The following is a 20,938-nucleotide window of genomic DNA, read 5'->3' as shown; positions in this document are numbered from 1 at the left end:
CGGAACCCATGATACCTTGCGCTCGCGGCACAGATCAAGCGGTTTCAAGGCGGAGCGGGCCTCTGCGGCCCGCTCCGTTTTCCTATCGCGAACCCGCTGTATCCCTTGCGCGCCGCTCTGGTGCAGGTTTCATTTCGGCACCGTTCGCGTCGCCCTGGCCACGCGCCAGCACGGGCGCAAGCGCCGCGCCGGTATGGCTCGAGCGCACCTTCGCGAGCGCTTCAGGATCGGCAGCGGCGACGATGGTGCCGCCGCCCACACCGCCTTCCGGGCCGAGGTCGATGATCCAGTCGGCCTCGGCGATCACGTCGAGGTCGTGCTCGATCACGACGACGCTATGCCCCGCGTCCGCGAGCCGGTGCAGCACGCTGATGAGGCGCGCCACGTCGGCCATATGCAAGCCCACGGTGGGCTCGTCGAGCACGTAGAGCGTGTGCGGCGCCTTCTGCCCGCGACGCGTGATGTCGTCGCGCACCTTGGAAAGCTCGGTCACGAGCTTGATGCGCTGCGCCTCGCCGCCCGAGAGCGTGGGCGAAGGCTGGCCGAGCGTGAGATAGCCGAGACCCACGTCCTTCATCAGTTGCAGCGGGTGCGAAATACTCGTGATCGACCCGAAGAATTCCACGGCCTCGTCGATTTCCATCGTCAGCACTTCGCCGATGTTCCGGCCGCGCCACGTCACAGCCAGCGTTTCCGGATTGAAGCGCTGGCCGTGGCACACGTCGCACGGCACCTTCACGTCGGGCAGGAAGCTCATGCCGATGGTGCGCACACCCTGGCCTTCGCACGCGGGGCAGCGTCCGTCGCCGGTGTTGAACGAGAAACGCGACGCGCTGTAGCCACGTGCGCGCGCCTCGAGCGTATCGGCGAACAGGCGGCGAATCGCGTCCCACACGCCGATATAGGTCGCGGGACACGAGCGCGGCGTTTTTCCGATCGGCGTCTGGTCCACTTCGAGCACGCGGTCGATGCTTTCCCATCCGCTAATCGAATCGCAGCCCTGCCACGTATGCGCAACCTCGAGCTTCGGCTTGGCGCTCGTGCGCGCGAGTACGCTCGAACGGCGCTCCGCCGCGCTCGGCGCCTTCTCCTTCACCGCCTTGCGCGCGCGGCGCTCGGCGGGCGAGGACAGCACCGAACGCCCCACGGCGTCGAGCAGATTGGAAAGCAGCACGTCGCGCGCGAGCGTGGACTTGCCCGAGCCGCTCACGCCCGTAATCGCCACGAGGCGGCCAAGCGGAATCTGCGCGGTCACGTTGCGCAGGTTGTGCAACTTGCCGCCGTGGACGGTGAGCCATTGTCCCGGCACCGCTTCACGCCCGGCGCGCGCAGGGCGCACTTCGCGGCGCGGTTGCAGCGGATGCTGGATCGGCTGAGCGAGATAGCGCCCGGTCAGCGAATCGGCCTGCGCCGCGAGATCGGCGACGCTGCCTTGCGCCACCACGCGGCCGCCGCGCTTGCCCGCGCTCGGGCCGATGTCGATGATGTGGTCGGCGCGCCGGATCGTGTCCTCGTCGTGCTCGACTACGACGAGCGTGTTGCCCTTCTCGCCGAGGCTGCGCAACGCGTCCAGCAAGATCTTGTTGTCGCGCGGATGCAGGCCGATGGTCGGCTCGTCGAGCACGTAGCACACGCCCTGCAAATTGCTGCCCAGCTGCGCCGCGAGGCGAATACGCTGCGCCTCGCCACCCGAAAGGCTCGGCGCGGCGCGATCGAGGCTCAGATAGCCGAGCCCCACTTCCTCAAGGAACTGCAGACGGCTGCGGATTTCGCTCACCACGTCACGGGCGATTTGCGCATCGCGGCCGTTAAGCTTCAGCGTATCGATCCAGCGGCGCGTGTCCGCCACGGTCCACTGCGCGACGTCGACGATAGGATGCGCGTCGAACGTCACGGCGCGCGCCACGGGATTCAGGCGCGTGCCGCCGCAATCGTGGCACGGCTCGTCGACCACGCCTTCGGGCTCCTGCTCCTCCGAAGGCAAGGTTTGTTCGCGGCCACGGCCGTCTTCGGCAACGATCGTGTCGTCGTAGGCGGCGCGCTGCTCGCGCGTGAGCGCGAGGCCCGTGCCCACACAGGTCGTGCACCAGCCGTGCTTACTGTTGTACGAGAACATGCGCGGATCGAGTTCGGGATAGCTCGTGCCGCACACCGGGCACGCGCGCCGCGTGGACAGCACCTTCACCTCGCCGATGCCCGCCGTCGAACCACCATTACCAATCACATGATCGAGACCGTCGAGCGGCGCGAGCAAGTGCACGATGCCCTTGCCCGCTTCGAGCGTCGCGCCGAGCATGGCGCGCAATTGCGCCTCGTTTTCAGGCTCGATCACGAGGTCGCCCACGGGCAGCTCGATCGTATGTTCACGGAAGCGGTCGAGCTTGGGCCACGGCGCAACCGGAACGAATTCGCCGTCCACGCGCAGATGCGTATTGCCGCGCGCCTTCGCCCACTTCGCGAGATCGGTGTAGACGCCCTTGCGATTGACGACGAGCGGCGCGAGCAAACCGACATGCTGGCCGCGATGCTCGCGCAGCAGTTGCGCGACGATCGCATCGACGCTCTGCGATGTAACGGGCGTGCCGTCGTGCACGCAGTGCTGCACACCGAGCTTCACATAAAGCAGACGCAGGAAGTGCCACACCTCGGAGGTCGTGGCGACGGTACTCTTGCGTCCGCCGCGCGACAGGCGCTGCTCGATCGCAACGGTCGGCGGAATGCCGTACACGGCATCGACTTCGGGTCGGCCCGCGGGCTGCACGATCGAACGCGCGTAGGCATTGAGCGATTCGAGGTAGCGCCGCTGGCCTTCGTGAAAGAGGATGTCGAATGCGAGCGTGGACTTGCCCGACCCCGACACGCCCGTGATGACGTTGAAGCGCCCATGCGGAATATCGACGTCGAGCGCCTTGAGGTTGTGCTCGCGCGCGTTCACGATGCGCACCACATCCTCGCCCTGCACTTCACGGCGCGCCTGCGCGGCGCGCAACGCGGTTTGCAGCGCCACACCCTCTTCTTCGGCGAGCAGTTCAGCGCCGCTGCCAAGCGCCGCTTCGTAGCGTTCGAGCGCCGCGCCCGTATGCGAGCGCGGGCACGCGATCACATCCGCGGGCGTACCGACGCACACCACTTCGCCGCCCGCGTCACCGCCTTCTGGGCCGAGATCGATCAGCCAGTCGGCGGCGCGGATCACGTCGAGGTTATGCTCGATCACGAGCAGCGAGTGGCCGCCCGCGAGCAGCTTGCCGAAGGCGCGCATCAGCTTGGCGATATCGTCGAAGTGCAGGCCCGTGGTCGGCTCGTCGAACATGAAGAGACGCCCGCCCGCTTCCTTGCCGCGCGACTGCGCGGTTTCCGCGAGATAGCCCGCGAGCTTGAGACGTTGCGCCTCGCCGCCTGACAGTGTCGGCACCGGCTGGCCGAGCTTCACGTATTCAAGGCCCACGTCCACGATAGGCTGGAGCACGCGCAATACTTCGGCATCCTCAGCGAAGCATTGCACCGCTTCGCTCACTGTAAGGTCGAGTACGTCCGCCACCGAAAGCGAGCGGCCCGCGCGCTCGATCTTCACTTCGAGCACTTCCGGGCGATAGCGGCTGCCGTCGCAATCGGGACAACGCAGATACACGTCGCTCAGGAACTGCATTTCGATGTGCTCGAAGCCCGAGCCGCCGCAAGTCGGGCAACGGCCTTCGCCCGAGTTGAAGCTGAACATGCCCGCCGTATAACCGCGCTGCTTCGCGAGCGTCGCCTTGGCGAACAGCTTGCGGATCTCGTCGAACGCGCCCACGTAGCTGGCCGGATTCGAGCGCGCCGTCTTGCCGATCGGCGACTGGTCGACGAACACGGCGTCACTGATCTGCTCCGCGCCGCCCAGCTTGCGGAACGTGCCCGGCGCTTCCGTCGCCTTGCCCAGATGCCGCGCGAGCGCGGGATACAGCACGTCCTGCACGAGCGTCGATTTGCCCGAGCCCGAGACACCCGTCACGCAAACGAGCCGCTGCAACGGGATCTCCACGGTCACGTCGCGCAGGTTGTGCTCGCTCGCGCCTTCGAGCAGAAGATGCGGCGTGGACGCGTCGACCGGGCGGCGCTCCCAGTGCGAAGCGTCGGCGACGGCGCGGTGGCCGCCCAAGTACTCACCCGTCAGGGTGCCCGAGGAGCGGATATCGTTCGGCGTACCGTCGTAGACGATCGTGCCGCCGCGCTCGCCGGGACCGGGGCCCATGTCGATGAGACGGTCGGCCGCGAGCATCACGGAAGGATCGTGCTCGACCACCACGAGCGTATTGCCCGCGTCGCGCAGACGCTGCATCGCCTCGACAATGCGGTTGAGGTCGCGCGGATGCAGGCCGATGCTCGGCTCGTCGAGCACGAACAGCGTTTTTGTGAGCGACGTGCCGAGCGCCGTGGTCAGGTTGATACGCTGCACTTCGCCGCCCGACAGCGTGCGGCTCTGGCGGTCGAGCGTGAGATAGCCAAGGCCCACGTCGCAGAGATACTTCAGACGCGTGCGCACTTCCTCTAGCAGCAGCTTGAGCGCGTCGTCGAGCAATGCTGAGGAAAGCGAAAGATTGTCGAAGAAGCGGCGAATGCGCTCGATCGGCAGCAGCATCACGTCGTGCACGGTGAGGCCCGGCAGCGCTTCGAGCTGCGCGCGCGTCCAGTCCACGCCGTGCGGCAGGAAGCGCCCCGACGGCGCCAGGACTTCGTCGGCGTTCTGCTGCGTGCCGAGACGCCACTGCAAGGCCTCGGTTTTCAGGCGCGCGCCGCCGCAGGTTTCGCACGGCGTGTAGCTGCGGTACTTCGACAGCAGCACGCGAATGTGCATCTTGTAGGCCTTCGACTCCAGATACTGGAAGAAGCGTTTCACGCCGTACCACTGCGTTTGCCAGCTTCCCTTCCAGTCCGGCGCGCCGTTGATGACCCAGTCGCGCTGCGCCTGAGTAAGCTCGGACCACGCGGTATCGCGCGGAATGCCCGCCTTTGCGGCATAGCGCATCAGGTCGTCCTGGCATTCCTTCCACGCCGGCGTTTGCAGCGGCTTGATCGCGCCGCCGCGCAACGTCTTGCGCTCGTCGGGGATCACGAGGCCCCAGTCCACGCCGATCACGCGGCCGAAGCCGCGGCACGCGTCGCAGGCGCCGTAGGCCGAGTTGAACGAGAACAGCGCGGGCTGCGGATCGGCGTAGCGCAAATCGCTGTCCGGGCAATGCAGGCCGGTCGAGAAGCGCCAGATCTGCGGCTCGGCCGCCGTTTCGGCGTCGCCGCTTTCCAGCACGTAGATGTTGACGCGCCCGCTGCCGCGCTTGAGCGAGGCTTCGATCGCCTCGATCGCGCGGCTCTTCTCCACGTTCTGCATGCGGAAACGGTCGGCCACCACGTCGAGCAGCTTGCGTGTGCCTTCGGCGGTCTTCACCTCGCGCTGCGCCTGCACGCGCGTATAGCCGCTCGCGGAAAGCCACTGCGCGACTTCTTCCTCGGTGGTCGTGTCGGGCAGTTCGACCGGGAATGTGACGACGAGTCGCGGGTCGCCCGCGGCCGTGCGCGCCATCAGTTCGGCGTAGATCGTCTCAGGCGTGTCGTGCCGCACGGGCTGCGCCGTGACGCGGTCGAACAGATTCGCGGCGCGCGCGTAGAGCAGCTTCAGGTGGTCGTTCAGCTCGGTCATCGTCCCGACCGTGGAGCGCGAACTCCGTACCGGGTTGGTCTGGTCGATGGCGATGGCGGGCGGCACGCCGTCCACGCGGTCGACCTGCGGCCGGTCCATGCGGTCGAGGAACTGGCGCGCATAGGCGCTGAACGTTTCAACGTAGCGGCGCTGGCCTTCCGCGTAAAGCGTGTCGAAGACGAGGCTCGACTTGCCCGAGCCCGAAGGCCCGGTGACGACCGTCATTTCGCCGGTGTGCAGGTCAAGGTCGAGGTTCTTGAGGTTGTGCTGGCGGGCACCACGGATTCGGATAGATCGGTTTTCGCTCACTTGCGCTGGCATTCCGGCTGGGATCACACGCGTTGGGCCGGGCGGCGCGCGGATTGGGGCAAATGCACGGCGCGGCCCGGAAACTTGCAGCGCGGCGCGCGCGGAAAATCGGCGCGCGGCCCTGGCTGTCAGGCTAGGATTCTACTGTATATTTATACAGGACGCTGGATGGCCATCTGGCCGAGGACAGGACGCCAGAGGCCCCGTATCTACGGGCCAGATCGCCCTACTTTGCCGCGGCGCACCACATGCCTTCGTACGCCGCTTCGATACCGCGCGCGAAACGCTCGCCGTCCATCAGCGGCGAGGCCGCCATGCGCTCGCGCAGCGTCGCGCGCAGATTCGCGAGGCGCGGCAGGTCGTTCGCGAGACTCATCGCCGTCTCCACGAACGCGTCGTCGGAATCGGCGGCCAGTTCGGTCAGGCCTAGGTTCGCCAGCTGGCTCAAGCCCGCGCGTCCCGCCACCGTCGGCCCGATGCGCGTGACGACGGGCACGCCCATCCACAGCGAGTCGAGCGACGTGGTATGGCCGTTGTACGGCAAGGTGTCGAGGCCGATATCGATCTCGTGATAGCTGCGCAGATAATCCGCGCGCGGCCTGAACGGCAGGAAGCGCACGCGCGCCGCGTCGATGCCTGCCTGAGCGAGCCGTTGCCCGAGGCGGCGCCGCGCTTCACCCTCAGCGGCCATGAGCACGAGGCGCGCATCTGGCAAGCGGGCGAATACACGAGACCACACATTCAGCGTCGTATCCGTTAGCTTGCACGGGTTGTTCAGGCTGCCGAACGTGACGTGTCCCGCGCTCGATGCCGGCAGTGCATTCACTTCGGGCTCCGATGCAAGCGCGTCATAACACCAGAACGTGTGCGGCAAGCGCCACGACTTTTCGCTGTAGTAGCCGTCGTGCGCGGGCGGATCGAGCCAGGGATCGGTGAGCCGCCAGTCCATCGCGCGGACTCCGGTCGTGCCGGGATACGCGAGCCAGGCGACCTGCACCGGCGCCGGCTTGCGCGCGAACAGCAGCGGCCGGCCATCGGACATGTGCATCGTGAGATCGACGAGGATATCGATGCCATCCGCGCGGATCTGGTCCGCCAGCGCCGTATCGCTCAACGTGCGTACGTCGCGCCACTTTTCGACGTGCGCGGCGAGGCGTGCGGTCGTCGAATCGGGGCGCACTACGCTCGAATACGCGTGAATCTCGAAGCGCTCAGCGTCGTGATGTGTCAAGAGCGGCGTCATGAACAATGCCTGGCAATGCTCACGAAAATCGCCTGATACGTAGCCGATACGCAAGCGCCTTCCCGCCGCAGGTTCGACGCGCGCGTGCATGCGTTCCGCGCTGAGCGGCACTTCGTGATGCGCAGACCAGCGTCTCGCCTCATCGAGAATCACCTGCGGATCTGTAGCCTGAAACGACAACGCATAGAGCAGGTTGCTGTGCGCGATGAGGTTGCCGGGCTCGCTCGCCACGGCCCGGCGAAAACATTCGATGCCTTCGTCCAGCCCCCCGCTGTCCTTGAGCACGTTGCCGAGATTGTTGAGCGTGGCCGAGCGCGATGGATCGAGGTCGAGGGCCTGGCGCAATAGCGCTTGCGCTTCGTCGAGGCCGCCGAGCGTGCGCATCAGGTTGGCCGCGTTATTGAACGCGTCGACGAAATCGGGCCGCGCGCGCATGGCCGTTGTGTACGCCGCCTGCGCGGCCCGGTGTTCGCCGAGATCGCGGCAAACATTTCCGAGGTTATTGGCCGCTTCCGCGTGCGCGGGGTCGAGCGCGAGCGCGCGGCGATATTGCGCTTCGGCCTCGCGCAAACGGCCGCATGCCTGAAGCGCGACGCCGTAGTTGTAGGCCGCATGCGCGATTTGCGGTTCGATGGCCACCGCACGTTCGAGCAAGGGCACGGCTTCGTCCAGACGCGCCAGGCGGGTCAGCAGCACGCCGAGGTTGATCATCGCGACTGCGCTGTCCGGTGCGGCAGCAAGCGCCGCGCGCAAACGTTCGAGCGCCTCGTCGTCCCGCCCCTCTTCCTGCAGCAGCGTGCCGAGGTTCGTCAACGCGTTGACATCACCCGGCTGCAAGTCGAGCGCGCGACGATAAGCCGCCTGAGCCTCGCCGGAGTCGCCCAGCAAACGCAGGCAATTACCGAAGTTGTTCCAGATGTCGGCCCGGTTCACTTCTCGCTCAAGCGCCCCTCGCCACGCCTTCACCGCCTCCGCGTGCGCACCCAGCGCCTGCAACGCCGAGCCGAGCCCGCACCAGAGATCGGCGGACGAAGCGTCTTCCGTCAACAGGCCGCGATAGGTCTGCGCCGCTTCGGCATGACGCGCGGCCATGGCATAGGCCTGCCCCAACGCTTCGCGGTAGCGCCGCTCGCCGGGGTTTGCGTCGAGCGCACGCTGCAGCCAACCAATCGCATCGGCCGGTGCGCCTTCTTGCAAGCCGATCACGCCGAGACGAAACATCGCACTCGCGTGCGTTGCATCGACGGCAAGCAGTTGCACGTACAACTGACGCGCACGCAGCAGGTCGCCTGCGAAATGGCTCTCGCTGGCGCGCTCGTAGAGGGACTCGTTGTGCATCGGGCTCACTGAATTCGTGCAACGGTGTCGTTACCAAACCTTACCCAATGTTAACGGCAGTTTCTTTCGAAAACTTCTGCCCATTTTTATTTCCAACCATTGAGCAGGTTCATCGCACGCGAAAACCCTTTCCTTCAAACTTGAAAGGCAGGCGGACGTGCGGCGGCACCGCGATGCGCAACGCATCCGGCCGCGCGCCGCCATTTCGCTTCGACAGGAGCCCGACGATGAGCAAGACGATGCAAGCCGCAGTAGTCCGCGCATTTGGCAAACCCCTGGTGCTGGAGGAAGTGGCCGTTCCCACCCCGGGACCCGGCGAGCTGCTCGTGAAAATCGAAGCGTGCGGTGTGTGCCACACGGACCTGCACGCCGCACACGGCGACTGGCCCGTGAAGCCGCAACCGCCGTTCATTCCCGGTCACGAGGGCGTGGGTTATGTCGTGGGCGTGGGCGCGGGCGTCACGCACGTGAAGGAAGGCGATCGCGTAGGCATTCCGTGGCTCTACTCGGCATGCGGCCATTGCGAACATTGCCTCGGCGGTTGGGAAACGCTGTGCGAGCAGCAGCAAAACACCGGCTATTCGGTCAATGGCGGCTTCGCTCAATACGCGAAAGCCGACGCGAATTACGTGGGGCTGCTGCCGAAAGATATCGATTTCATCGAAATTGCGCCCGTGCTTTGCGCCGGCGTCACGGTCTACAAGGGCCTGAAGGTGACGGACACGCGCCCGGGCAACTGGGTCGTGATTTCCGGCGTAGGCGGCCTCGGTCACATGGCCGTGCAATACGCACGCGCAATGGGGCTCAACGTCGCCGCCGTCGACGTCGACGATACGAAACTCGAACTGGCGAAACGTCTTGGCGCGACCGTGACGGTCAACGCGAAAACCACCGATCCGGCTGCGTATCTGAAGAAGGAAATTGGCGGGGCGCACGGCGTGCTCGTCACCGCGGTCTCGCCCATCGCGTTTTCGCAGGCGCTCGGCATGGTGCGCCGGGGCGGCACGGTGTCGCTGAACGGGCTGCCGCCCGGCGACTTCCCGCTGCCGATCTTCGACATGGTGTTGAGCGGCGTGACGGTGCGCGGTTCGATCGTCGGCACACGTCTCGACCTCGAAGAGTCGCTGATGTTCGCGCAGGAAGGCAAGGTCAAGGCGACCGTCTCCACCGACAAGCTGGAGAACATCAATGACGTGTTCGCGCGCATGGAGCGCGGCGCGATCGAAGGCCGCGTCGTGCTCGATATGGCGGGCTAGGCCGCGCACGGCGGCCCAATGAAAAAAGCGCCGGACACCGCTACGTAGCGCTGTCCGGCGCTGGCCGGTCACGAAGACGAATGCGGCGTCAGTCCGCGACGTCCACGCCCGTCAATGTCTTCACCTCGGGCGGCAGCGCCACCAACGCACCGATCTTCGCGCGGTACGCCGCATAGTGGGCGCTGTCGCGATGCGCCTGCACCGCGGCTTCATCGACATAGGCTTCGTAGAGGTAAAAGCCCGGCGCGCCGTCCGCGCGGCGCAGCAGGTCGTAGCGCAGATTGCCCGGCTCCTTGCGCGTCTGCGCGACCATGTCGCGCGTGAACGCTTCCACTTCGGCGACATGCTCGGGCTTGGGTGTGATGCTTGCGATCAGATAGATAGTCATCGGAACTCCCTCATCTTCGACGGCTTTGCCGTCAGGTAATTTTCAGCCGACCTTGTAGCGCTCGAGCCAGTGTGCGTACGGCGCGGGCAAGGTCCACGCGGCGCGCTCGACGCCCAGTTCCTGCGCAGCGTAGTACGGCCAGTGCGGGTTGGCGAGATGCGCGCGCCCGACCATCACGACGTCGAGTTGCTCCTTCGCGACCGACCGCTCGGCCAGTTCCGGCGTGCCGATACCCCACGCCGAAGACACCGGCAGGCCGGTTGCGCGACGCACCTTCTGCGCGATCGGCGCGAGGAATGCGGGCGCCCACGGAATCTGCGCGGCGGGCGTCGAGAAACCGACGCTCACGCCCAGCATGTCGAGGCCTTCGCGCTTGAAACCCTTCGCCAGTTCGATCGATTCGGCGAGCGTTTCCTCGTCGCGGCCGTCGTACTCGATCACGCCAAAGCGCGCCGTCAGCGGCAGATGCTCCGGCCAGACCTTGCGCACCGCGGCCAGCGTTTCCAGCAGGAAACGGCTGCGGTTTTCGAGGCTGCCGCCATACGCGTCGTCGCGATGGTTCGAGTGTGTCGAGAAAAAGCTCTGGCCGAGATAGCCGTGCGCAAAGTGCAGTTCGAGCCATTCGAAGCCGGCTTCGAGCGCGCGTTTCGCCGCGGCCACGAAGTCCTCGCGCACGCGCGCGATGTCGTCGAGCGTCATCGCCTTCGGCACTTTCGGGAGATGCGCGCCAAACGCAGTCGCGGAAGGCGCGATGGTGTGCCAGCCGCGCGCGTCGCCTTCGGCAATGTGGTCGTCGCCTTCCCACGGGCGGTTCGCGCTTGCCTTGCGGCCCGCGTGCGCAATCTGGATGCCGGGCACGGCGCCCGCCGCCTTGATTGCGGCGACGGTCGGCTTGAACGCCTCCATCTGCGCGTCGTTCCACAGGCCCGTGCAAGCCGGCGTGATACGGCCTTCAGGCGAAACCGCCGTCGCCTCGACGATCACGAGGCCCGCGCCGCCGCGCGCAATCTGCGCATAGTGAACGTGGTGCCAGTCGTTGATCATGCCATCGACGGCCATGTACTGGCACATCGGCGGCACGGCGATGCGGTTGCGCAGGGTCACGCCCTTGAGCTTGAACGGTTCAAACAATGCGGACATCTACAACTCCTTTCTTGGCGCAGGTCGCGCGTCGCGCGGCGCCTGCGCCGGTTGGCAAAATGGGCATTTCCTTGCGGCAACGCGCAGGCGGACACGCGCTGCGAGCACGGCTCGCAGCGTTGCCGAAAGGAAATAGAGGGAAGCGAACGCGCTCGCAGACAAGCGACCGCGTTCGCGCGGCATCAACCGCGGCGCAGCGCCGCGAGCAAAGCCTCGGCAACCGGCTCGGACGAAGCCGGGTTCTGGCCCGTGATCAGCAGGCCGTCGATTGCGACGTGCGGCTGCCAGTCGGCGGCCTTCGAATACTGGCCGCCGCTGGCCTTCAACATGTCCTCGACGAGGAACGGCACGACATCGGTCAATTGCACCGCCGCTTCTTCGTCATTCGAAAACCCGGTGACCGACTTGCCGGCCACGAGCGGCTTGCCATCCGCACCCTTCACGTGGCGCAGCACGCCCGGCGCATGGCAGACGGCGGCGACAGGCTTGCCTGCGGCGATGGTCTTTTCGATCAGCGCGATCGAAACCGGATCTTCGGCCAGATCCCAAAGCGGGCCATGGCCGCCCGGGTAGAACACGGCGTCGAATGCGCTCGCGTCGATATCGGCGAGGCGTTTCGTATTGGCAAGCGCCGCTTGCGCTTCGGTATCGGTTGCGAAACGCCGCGTCGCATCGGTTTGCGCGGAAGGATCGCTGCTCTTCGGATCGAGCGGCGGCTGGCCGCCCTTGGGCGATGCGAGCACGAGTTCGGCGCCGGCGTCGCGCAGCGCGTAGTACGGCGCGGCGAATTCTTCGAGCCAGAAGCCCGTTTTCTTGCCCGTGTTGCCGAGGTCCTCATGCGAGGTCAAAACGATCAGTACCTTCATCGGCGTTCCTTTATCGGTGAGGTTCGGGCGCTCGCGCACCCTTCGGATACCGGCCTCTTCATACGCTATTAGACCGGTCGTCTAGCACTTCCGCACAATACGCGACAATCGCGCGCAATTCACGCGCTGCGCACTACCGTCGCTTTGCGTTCGATTAACCGCCCGGAGGCAGGTTCAGCAGAATTCGCGTCGTCGCCATGGCCGCATCGAGCGGCTTGCGGTCGCGGTGGATCTTTTCGAGCAGCGTCGCGCCGAGCCACAGTTCGTAGAGCGTCACTGCCATCGTCGCGGCGTCGTTCACCCCCGCGAGCGAGCCGTCCGCGCGCCCTGCCTCGATACACGCGGCAATGCGCGAGATCGTCGCATCGGTGCCAAGACGCAGCGCCTCGCGCATGGCCTCGGAAAGGTCGCTCACCTCCGCGCCCAGCTTGACCGCGAGACACTTGCCTACGGGGTCGTCGGCGCACTGGATCAGGCGCCAGTCGTCCCAGTAGCGCATCAGCTTCGCGGCCGCCGTGCCCGGCGCGCGCAGGAGCATGTCGTCGAGACGCTCTGCATAATCGGCAAAATACGACGTGAGCAACGCTTCGCCGAACGCTTCCTTCGAGCCGAAATAGTGATAGAACGACCCTTTGGGCACGCCAGCGGCCGCGAGGATCTCATTGAGACCGACCGCGGAAAACCCCTTGCCCAGCAGGATGGGCATGGCGGTATCGAGGATGTGTTGCCGCACTTCAACGGCTGCCGCTGCATTCATGAGATGAGATCTTACAGAGCGATTAGACCAGTCGTCTAGTAATCTCCCATGACGAGTAATGGCATTACAGCGGGCATCGCATCGCAACCGGTCACATCAACCCAGAGAGGCAATCCATGACGTCACGCACCCTGCTCTGTTACGGCGACTCCAATACGCACGGCACGAAGCCGCTGACCGTGCCCGGCGTGTCCGAGCGATTCGGCCCCGCCGACCGCTGGCCCGGCGTGCTGAGCGAGGCACTGGGCCCGGGCTGGACGATCATCGAGGAAGGCCTGCCCGCGCGCACCACGGTTCACGACGACCCCATCGAAGGCCGGCACAAGAACGGGCACGCTTATCTGCGCCCATGCCTCGAAAGCCAGTTGCCAGTGGACGTGGTCGCACTGATGCTCGGCACCAACGACCTCAAGGCGCGCTTTTCCGTCACGCCCACCGACATCGCGAACTCGGTGGACGTGCTGCTCGAAACGCTGGTGGCGTGCCGCGCGGGTCCGGGCGGCGCCACGCCACACGTGCTGCTCGTGTCGCCGGTGCCGATCGAAGAGATCGGCTTCCTCGGCGATATCTTCACGGGCGGCGCGGCCAAGTCGCGCCTGCTTGCGCCGCTCTACGAGCGCGTGGCCGTGAAGTACGGCTCGGCGTTTCTCGACGCCGGCGAGTTCGCCACGGTCAGCACGACAGACGGCATTCACTACGAAGCCTCTCAGCACCATCGCCTCGGCAAGGCCGTCGCCGAAGTCGTACGCCAGCGCTTTAACGCCTAAGCGCGCACAAAGCCGCCGAAAAGAAAAACGCCGCCGGCCCGAAGGCCTGGCGGCGTTTTTCGTTTGCGCTTCACTCGCAGCGAGCGAAGCGCAAGTCCAGCAACGATGAGCGCTTAACGCGACATCATGTTCATGCTGACGTTGTGCATGACCCACAGCGTACCGACGACCACGATCAGGACCGTCAGCACCGTGAAGCCAAATGCCGTCACGTTCCAGCGCTGGCCCGACGACGTGTTCATGTGCAGGAAGAACACGAGGTGGACCACGATCTGAACCACAGCCAGCACGGCGAGGCCGAGCAGCGCGGTTTCGCGCGGGAAGCCGCCGTGCAGCACGAGCCAGAACGAAGCGGCCGTGAGCACCACCGCCAGGACGAAACCGGCCAGGTAGCTGCCTACGCTGCCGTGGCTTTCTTCTTCATGGATGGAATGAGCACTCATTTAGATCACGCTCGCAAGATAAACAAAGGAGAACACGCAGATCCAGACGATGTCCAGAAAGTGCCAGAAAAGGCTCAGGCACGTCAGGCGGCGGATTTCACGCTCGCCCAGCGTCGGGGCCTTCACGGCCTGAACCATCAGGACGATCATCCAGATCATGCCCATCGTCACGTGGATGCCGTGGGTGGCAACCAGCGTGAAGAACGACGACAGGAACGCGCTGCGGCTCGGGCCATTGCCCTCGGCGATCATGTTCGCGAATTCATGCAGTTCGAAGTACAGGAACGTTGCGCCCAGCAGGAAAGTGATCGCCAGCCAGACCAGCACTTGACCCTTGCGCTGCTTGTGCGCGCCGATCATCGCGAAGCCGTACGTAATGGACGACAGCAGCAGCACTGCCGTTTCCATCGCGACGCCCTGAATGTCGAACAGGTCCTTGCCCGTCGGGCCGCCTGCAAACTGGTTCTGCATCACGGCGAACACTGCGAACAGCGAGCCGAACAGAATACAGTCCGTCATCAGGTACAGCCAGAAGCCGAACACCGAGTGTGACGGCGGGTGATCGTGGTGATCGTGCTCCGCGAGTGCGGCCGCACTAGTTTTCGTCAACATCAGTTGGCCTCCAGTGCTTCTTCAACCTTGCCACCGCGTTCAGCGAACGCCTTGACCAGTGCGCGGCTACGCGCTTCTTCGTCTGCCCGGACCTTGGCGGCCGGGATGTAATAGCCTTCGTTCTTCTGGAAGCTGTAAGCGATGGCCGTGCCGAGAATGCCGACGAAGCCAACGATCATGAGCCACCAGATGTGCCAGATGCCAGCAAAGCCGAGCACCAGGCTGAAGAAACCGATAAACAGACCTGCGCTCGTGTTCGAGGGCATGTGAATGTCGGTGTACTTCGTGTTCGCGACGTCCACGGTTTCGCGGCCGGTTTCCTTCAGGTGCTGGAACTCATCGAGTTCCGACACGTGCGGAATGATCGCGAAGTTATACGACGGCGGCGGCGACGACATCGCCCACTCCAGCGTACGGCCACCCCACGGATCGCCCGTCAGGTCGCGGTTTTCCGGCAGGTTGCGGTCGCGGATCGACACGTACAGCTGCAGCAGCTGGTGCGCGATACCGATTGCCACGAGCACGGCGCCAACCCACGCGATGACCATCCACGGATGCCATGCCGGATTGTCGTAGTGGTTCAGACGGCGCGTTGCGCCCATGAAGCCGAGCACGTACAGCGGCGTGAAGGCGACATAGAAGCCCGAGAGCCAGAACCAGAACGCGCGCTTGCCGAGCTTTTCGTTGAGCTTGAAGCCGAACGCCTTCGGGAACCAGTAGTTGAAGCCGGCGAGGTAGCCGAACAGCACGCCGCCGATGATCACGTTGTGGAAGTGAGCAATCAGGAACAGCGAGTTGTGCAGTACGAAGTCCGCGCCCGGGATCGCCATCATCACGCCGGTCATGCCGCCGATGGTGAAGGTGACCATGAAGCCGATCGTCCAGAGCACCGGCGAGGTGAACTCGAGGCGGCCGCGGTAGATCGTGAACAGCCAGTTGAAGATCTTCACGCCCGTCGGGATCGCGATGATCATCGTCATGATGCCGAAGAACGCGTTGACGTTCGCGCCCGAACCCATCGTGAAGAAGTGGTGCAGCCACACGAGGAACGAGAGCACCATGATCGAGCAGGTCGCGTAGACCATGGTCTTGTAGCCGAACAGCGGCTTCTTCGCGTAGGTCGCGACGACTTCCGAGAAAATACCGAACGCCGGCAGGATCAGGATGTACACCTCGGGGTGACCCCAGGCCCAGATCAGGTTCAGGTACAGCATGGCGTTGCCGCCGCCGTCATTCGTGAAGAAGTGCGTGCCGATGTAGCGGTCGAGGCCGAGCAGCGCGAGCGTCACGGTCAGGATCGGGAACGCGGCCATGATCAGCACGTTCGTGCACAGCGCCGTCCACGTGAACACCGGCATCTTCATCATCGTCATGCCGGGGGCACGCATCTTGATGATCGTGACGAAGAAGTTCACGCCGGTCAGCAGCGTGCCGACACCGGAGATCTGCAGCGCCCACAGGTAGTAATCCACCCCTACGCCGGGACTGTACGCAAGCTCCGAAAGCGGCGGATACGCGAGCCAGCCGGTCATCGCGAATTCACCCACGACGAGCGAGATCATCAGCAGGATGGCGCCGACTGCGGTCATCCAGAACGACAGCGAGTTCAGGAACGGGAACGCGACGTCGCGTGCGCCGATCTGCAGCGGCACGATGATGTTCATCAGGCCGACCATGAAGGCCATGGCCATGAAGAAAATCATGATCACGCCGTGCGCCGTGAAGATCTGGTCGTAGTGGTGCGGCGGCAGAAAGCCCGGCGCGTTGTACGCGAGCGCAAGCTGGGTACGCATCATGATGGCGTCGGCGAAGCCGCGCAGCAGCATGACGAAGGCGAGGACGATGTACATCACGCCCAGACGCTTGTGGTCGACGCTCGTCAGCCACTCCGTCCACAGATACTTCCACTTACCGAGGTAAGTGATGGCACCGAGCACCAATGCGCCGATGACTGCCATGCCGATCATCGTGCCGACGATAATCGGCTCGTGATACGGAATGGCGTCCAGTGTAAGTTTTCCGAACATGCCTGGTTTACCCCTTGGTCACGCACGACGGGTCACTGAAATTCGTGACGTGGCCGTTGTTGTACTTCGCGATGATGTTGTTGAAGAGCTTCGGGTCGACCGTCGAGAAGTACTCAACCGGAGCCTTTTCGCTCGGCTTTGCGACCGTCGCGTATTGATCCATCGAAAGCTGCGTCTGCGACGCCTTCACCTTCTGGACCCACGCGTCGAAGTCTTGCTGGCTCGTGGCGAGCGTGCGGAACTTCATGTCCGAGAAGCCCGCGCCGCTGAAGTTCGCCGAGAGGCCGGCGTAGTCGCCAGCGTGGTCGGCGATCAGGTGCAGACGCGTCTGCATGCCAGCCATCGCATAAACCTGGGTGCCAAGCTGCGGGATGAAGAACGAGTTCATCACCGAGTCCGACGTGATGCTGAAGTTCACCGGCGTGCCAACGGGCACGGCCAGCTGGTTCACCGTCGCGATGCCGAGATCCGGATAGATGAACAGCCACTTCCAGTCGAGCGCCACAACTTCGACGTTGATCGGCTTGACGTTGGATTCGAGCGGCTTGTACGGGTCGAGCTCGTGCGTGGTGTTCCACGTGAGCACGCCGAGGAACAGAATGATCAGCGTCGGGATGGTCCAGACGACGACTTCGATCGCCGTCGAGTGCGACCACTTCGGCGCATAGGTGGCGCTACGGTTCGACGCGCGATAGCGGTACGCGAACCAGAGCGTCAGGACGATCACAGGGATCACAACAATCAGCATGGCCCATGTGGAGGTTGCGATCAGCTGCTTTTCCGCCACGCCCACACTGCCCTTGGGGTCGAGGAGCTCCATGTTGCATCCGGAAAGACACAAGGCCAATCCGGCGCTTACGGGAAGCAGTAACCTTTGAAAGGTCGTTCTTTTCATCACGTTTGCCTGAATTTCATTCATTGAATAGTTCCGGACGCGTCCCCTGACATCCGACAAAGGAAGCGCGCCCGCATCATACAGCCGCTTTGATATTTCGCAATCAATGAATGTGGAAAATGACCTTTGTCAAAAGAAGATTGAGACACTTTGTCGCATGTGTTCGCGAGGTTTGTCGCGCCTCGGAAACACACGCACATCGCGCCCTTCTCGACCCTTGACAGCAGTCCGCCGCGGCTATTTTTCGAATCTCAAAATTCGAAAACTCCTGGACGCACAAACGCGCCGCGCCGCCCGAAAGGCGGTGCGGCGCGTTGGTTGCGCCGTCAATCTTTAGCGATCACGTCGGCGAGTGCTGAGCACGAACGTCCGTGCCCGCGCGCACTGCGTCGGCAGGCGCTGCTTCGTCGACAGGTTGCTTGCTGCGACCGGCCTGGGTGACGAGGTTCGCCGCCGAGAGCTCGATCGCGTCGGTCATCGGCTTCGGGTAGAGGCCGATCGCGAGCACGAACGCTGCGAGCGAAGCGAAGATCAGCGTTTCGCGGCGGCCGATGTCGGCCAGCTTCGCAACGCCCTTGTTCGCCACAGCGCCAAAGATCACGCGCTTGTACATCCACAGGGTGTACGCAGCGCTCAGAATGACGGTCGTCGCGGCGATCGCGCCGACCCAGAAGTTCACGCGGATCGCGCCCATGATGACCATGAACTCGCCCACGAAGCCGGACGTGCCCGGCAGGCCGAGGTTGGCCATGCAGAACAGCATCATGAAAGCCGCGTAGCGCGGCATCACGTTGACGACGCCGCCGTAAGCCGAGATCGTGCGCGTCTTGGTGCGGTCGAACAGCACGCCGATCGAGAGCAGCATCGCGCCCGAGACGAAGCCGTACGAGATCATCTGCACGATCGCGCCTTCGGTGCCGATCTGGTTGAAGAGGAACAGGCCCAGCGTGACGAGACCCATGTGGGCGACCGTCGAGTACGCGAGCAGCTTGGTCATGTCGGTCTGCGCGAGCGCGAGCAGGCTCGAGTACACCACGGCCACGAGCGAGAGCGTGATGATGGCCGGCGCGAAGAAGTGCGCGGCGTCAGGCGTGATCGGCAGCGTGAAGCGCAGGAAACCGTAGCCGCCCAGCTTCAGCATGGCCAGCATCACCGTCGCGCCGGTCGGCGCTTCGAGGTGGACGTCGGGCAGCCAGGTGTGGAACGGCCACATCGGGACCTTCACCGCGAACGCCGCGAAGAAGCCGATGAACACGAGGATCTGCGGGATGAAGCCGAGCGTGAGGTTGTGCCACACGGACATGTCGAAGGTGTGCGACTGGCTGTACAGGTACAGCATCGACACCAGCATCATCAGCGAGCCGCCGAACGAGAAGAAGAAGAACTTGACCGCGGCGTAGGTGCGGCGCGCATTGCCCCACGAGCCGATCAGCAGATACAGCGGGATCAGCGTGGCTTCGAAGAACACGAAGAACAGCATGCCGTCGGTCGCCGCGAAGGTGCCGACCATCAGGCCCGAGAGAATCAGGAACGCGCCGAAGTATTGGGCGACGCGCACCGTGATCGATTCCCACGAGGCGATCACGATCACGAGCGTCGTGAACGCGGTGAGCACCACGAGCCACATCGAAATACCATCGATCCCGAGACGCCACGCCACGCCGAACTCAGGCAGCCATTCGCGGAATTCGACGAACTGCATGCCGGCCGCGTGGTTGTCGAAGCCGGTAATGAGCGGGAGGGTCAGCAGCAGGCCGACGACGGCGCCAACGAGCGCCAGCCAGCGGGCGCGCTGCGGATGACGATCCGACCCGGCGCGCAGCACGGCCACGCCGAACAGGATGGGAATCCAGATCGCCAGACTCAGGAATGGAACGGATTGCATTTCAACAGGACCTCAAAAATGCGGAGCAAATAGCTTCCACGGCGCACGTTCAGGTGCGCAAGCAACTTGAAAGATTGACGCGGGGTGAAAATCGAACCAGGCTGGCTGTAATGTATTTGTCAGCGACGAGGCGAAATGCAACACACGTTCAAGGGTTAACGAGGGTAAACGGAATACGGAAGTTTTGCAGCGCAACAACACGGGCCGGATCGATGATTGACGCAAGTCATTGTTTTTATTCAGAAACGTACTAAGAGAAAAAACAACAAACAGGCCGTTACAGCCCATTTTTGATCGCGAAAACAACGCTTTCGACCTCCGGGGCGCGGTGACGCGCGGCAGGCTGTCGCGCTGCGCGGCCCGAATAATACCTTACTTGTTTCTTTCGGTTCAATGACTTATGCATCGGGGTGTGGCCCCCTTCGGCCTCCAGGACGCGTGCCAGGTCCGCCCCGCGTGCCCTTGCGCGGTGCAAAAAAAAGCCCCGGCCTTCATGGGGCCGGGGCCAACTCTCACGTTGCGCCAGAACACTGGAACACGCATGGCCGGCACTTTAGCGGCTTGTGTCCCTGTCATTAAGGGCGCCGGCTGGAACAGTCCCTTCCCGGTTCTGGCAGGTCGTGTTTTCGCCGCACTCGATCTCTTTTCACAAATGAGAATCATTTGCATTTACGGGAAATTTGTCCCAGAATAGAGCCCAAGCCGGACGACCCGGCGCCACCCGAATGATTTGTGCGGGACCGGAGGCTCCATGAACTACACCGCCCCTTTCGCAAGAAATGACACGCTGATCGACGACACCTTCGTCCATCACCCCGACACCGCCGAGCAAACCGTCCTGCGCGCGGTGCGCACCTGGCTGCGCCCGCATTGCGACGCCTACGCCAAGGCCGAAAGCTGGCGCGGCGTGCTCGCCGACGCCGGGCTCGGCGCAGAAGGCTTCGGCTATTTCGATCTGTTGATGGGCACGCTGTGCCGCGCCTCGTGCCGCCCGTTGGACACACGCTGCCGCTGCGCCTCCGAACTGGCGAAGGACGAAGGCTCGCTGCTGCAGGTAATCGCGCTTTTGCAGTCCACGCGCAGCGAGGCCGCCGTTCAGCTCCTCAACGACTGGCTGCCGATGCAAAGCGTAAGCGGCATGCTCAAGACCGCGCGCTGGTTCGCCATCGCGCTGCTCGACGCGGGACTGCAGTTGAGCGACCGCTCGCGCCGCGTCACGTACATGCACTAGCTGGACATTTGCGTGCATGGAAGCTTGCACAAGGTTGCAGGACACCCGCGGCACGGCATGAGCTCATAACCAAAAACGATTTGGGCGCGAACCGCGCGGGGGTTAGCATC

General features: G+C 64.2%; 14 protein-coding genes. 3 read left to right on the top strand and 11 right to left on the bottom strand.

The window, feature by feature from the left end:
- Positions 1–82 precede the first annotated feature (82 nt).
- The gene (gene uvrA, locus U5A58_RS11045) at positions 83–5,992 is read right to left on the bottom strand and encodes an excinuclease ABC subunit UvrA (RefSeq protein WP_415774206.1); all 5,910 of its coding nucleotides are present in this window, start codon (positions 5,990–5,992) and stop codon (positions 83–85) included.
- A gap of 214 nt (positions 5,993–6,206) precedes the next feature.
- Positions 6,207–8,561: a tetratricopeptide repeat protein gene (locus U5A58_RS11040; RefSeq protein WP_321961471.1), complete on the bottom strand. Its 2,355-nt coding sequence runs from the start codon at positions 8,559–8,561 to the stop codon at positions 6,207–6,209.
- Positions 8,562–8,788: 227 nt separating this feature from the next.
- On the opposite strand from U5A58_RS11040, the gene adhP reads away from it, so the two are divergent.
- Positions 8,789–9,817 (top strand): alcohol dehydrogenase AdhP, encoded by a 1,029-nt coding sequence (adhP, locus tag U5A58_RS11035; protein WP_321910791.1) that lies wholly within the window; start codon positions 8,789–8,791, stop codon positions 9,815–9,817.
- Positions 9,818–9,905: 88 nt separating this feature from the next.
- Here adhP and U5A58_RS11030 read toward each other — a convergent pair whose 3' ends face one another.
- The 4 genes from U5A58_RS11030 to U5A58_RS11015 form a co-directional block, all read right to left on the bottom strand.
- Positions 9,906–10,205, bottom strand: a complete 300-nt coding sequence (locus U5A58_RS11030) for a putative quinol monooxygenase (protein WP_321961470.1) — start codon at positions 10,203–10,205, stop codon at positions 9,906–9,908.
- Between the two features lie 42 nt (positions 10,206–10,247).
- Positions 10,248–11,345, bottom strand: coding sequence for an NADH:flavin oxidoreductase/NADH oxidase (locus U5A58_RS11025; RefSeq protein ID WP_321961469.1), 1,098 nt, complete (start codon positions 11,343–11,345; stop codon positions 10,248–10,250).
- 182 nt (positions 11,346–11,527) lie between these two features.
- Positions 11,528–12,211: a type 1 glutamine amidotransferase domain-containing protein gene (locus U5A58_RS11020; RefSeq protein ID WP_321961468.1), complete on the bottom strand. Its 684-nt coding sequence runs from the start codon at positions 12,209–12,211 to the stop codon at positions 11,528–11,530.
- Between the two features lie 154 nt (positions 12,212–12,365).
- Positions 12,366–12,968, bottom strand: a complete 603-nt coding sequence (locus tag U5A58_RS11015; RefSeq protein ID WP_321961467.1) for a TetR/AcrR family transcriptional regulator — start codon at positions 12,966–12,968, stop codon at positions 12,366–12,368.
- A gap of 116 nt (positions 12,969–13,084) precedes the next feature.
- Between U5A58_RS11015 and U5A58_RS11010 the strand changes: the two genes are divergently transcribed.
- Positions 13,085–13,735, top strand: a complete 651-nt coding sequence (locus tag U5A58_RS11010) for an SGNH/GDSL hydrolase family protein (RefSeq protein WP_321961466.1) — start codon at positions 13,085–13,087, stop codon at positions 13,733–13,735.
- Between the two features lie 113 nt (positions 13,736–13,848).
- On the opposite strand, the gene cyoD is transcribed toward U5A58_RS11010, so the two are convergent.
- The 5 genes from cyoD to U5A58_RS10985 form a co-directional block, all read right to left on the bottom strand.
- Entirely contained in the window at positions 13,849–14,178 is a 330-nt protein-coding gene (gene cyoD / locus U5A58_RS11005; protein WP_158759630.1) for a cytochrome o ubiquinol oxidase subunit IV, read from the bottom strand.
- On the bottom strand, positions 14,179–14,790 hold the full coding sequence (gene cyoC, locus U5A58_RS11000; RefSeq protein ID WP_158759629.1) for a cytochrome o ubiquinol oxidase subunit III: 612 nt from the start codon (positions 14,788–14,790) through the stop codon (positions 14,179–14,181).
- Positions 14,790–16,817: a cytochrome o ubiquinol oxidase subunit I gene (cyoB, locus tag U5A58_RS10995; RefSeq protein ID WP_321910779.1), complete on the bottom strand. Its 2,028-nt coding sequence runs from the start codon at positions 16,815–16,817 to the stop codon at positions 14,790–14,792. The genes cyoC and cyoB overlap by 1 nt, the downstream gene beginning before the upstream one ends.
- A 7-nt stretch (positions 16,818–16,824) precedes the next feature.
- Complete coding sequence (gene cyoA, locus U5A58_RS10990; protein WP_321910777.1) at positions 16,825–17,712, bottom strand: ubiquinol oxidase subunit II; 888 nt, start codon at positions 17,710–17,712, stop codon at positions 16,825–16,827.
- Positions 17,713–18,052: 340 nt separating this feature from the next.
- Positions 18,053–19,597, bottom strand: a complete 1,545-nt coding sequence (locus U5A58_RS10985) for an NADH-quinone oxidoreductase subunit M (RefSeq protein ID WP_321961465.1) — start codon at positions 19,595–19,597, stop codon at positions 18,053–18,055.
- Between the two features lie 751 nt (positions 19,598–20,348).
- On the opposite strand from U5A58_RS10985, the gene U5A58_RS10980 reads away from it, so the two are divergent.
- Complete coding sequence (locus U5A58_RS10980; RefSeq protein ID WP_321910773.1) at positions 20,349–20,828, top strand: hypothetical protein; 480 nt, start codon at positions 20,349–20,351, stop codon at positions 20,826–20,828.
- Positions 20,829–20,938 lie beyond the last annotated feature (110 nt).

It is taken from the genome of Paraburkholderia sp. J7 (assembly GCF_905220155.1).
Classification (GTDB): domain Bacteria; phylum Pseudomonadota; class Gammaproteobacteria; order Burkholderiales; family Burkholderiaceae; genus Paraburkholderia.
Note: the sequence above shows the minus strand (reverse complement) of the source record. Positions and strands in the feature narration are given on the sequence as shown.

Coding starts and splice junctions, on each gene's coding strand:
- uvrA (WP_415774206.1), bottom strand. CDS start 5,992: ATGCCAGCGCAAGTGAGCGAAAACCGATCTATCCGAATCCGTGGTGCC.
- U5A58_RS11040 (WP_321961471.1), bottom strand. CDS start 8,561: ATGCACAACGAGTCCCTCTACGAGCGCGCCAGCGAGAGCCATTTCGCA.
- adhP (WP_321910791.1), top strand. CDS start 8,789: ATGAGCAAGACGATGCAAGCCGCAGTAGTCCGCGCATTTGGCAAACCC.
- U5A58_RS11030 (WP_321961470.1), bottom strand. CDS start 10,205: ATGACTATCTATCTGATCGCAAGCATCACACCCAAGCCCGAGCATGTC.
- U5A58_RS11025 (WP_321961469.1), bottom strand. CDS start 11,345: ATGTCCGCATTGTTTGAACCGTTCAAGCTCAAGGGCGTGACCCTGCGC.
- U5A58_RS11020 (WP_321961468.1), bottom strand. CDS start 12,211: ATGAAGGTACTGATCGTTTTGACCTCGCATGAGGACCTCGGCAACACG.
- U5A58_RS11015 (WP_321961467.1), bottom strand. CDS start 12,968: ATGAATGCAGCGGCAGCCGTTGAAGTGCGGCAACACATCCTCGATACC.
- U5A58_RS11010 (WP_321961466.1), top strand. CDS start 13,085: ATGACGTCACGCACCCTGCTCTGTTACGGCGACTCCAATACGCACGGC.
- cyoD (WP_158759630.1), bottom strand. CDS start 14,178: ATGAGTGCTCATTCCATCCATGAAGAAGAAAGCCACGGCAGCGTAGGC.
- cyoC (WP_158759629.1), bottom strand. CDS start 14,790: ATGTTGACGAAAACTAGTGCGGCCGCACTCGCGGAGCACGATCACCAC.
- cyoB (WP_321910779.1), bottom strand. CDS start 16,817: ATGTTCGGAAAACTTACACTGGACGCCATTCCGTATCACGAGCCGATT.
- cyoA (WP_321910777.1), bottom strand. CDS start 17,712: ATGAAAAGAACGACCTTTCAAAGGTTACTGCTTCCCGTAAGCGCCGGA.
- U5A58_RS10985 (WP_321961465.1), bottom strand. CDS start 19,597: ATGCAATCCGTTCCATTCCTGAGTCTGGCGATCTGGATTCCCATCCTG.
- U5A58_RS10980 (WP_321910773.1), top strand. CDS start 20,349: ATGAACTACACCGCCCCTTTCGCAAGAAATGACACGCTGATCGACGAC.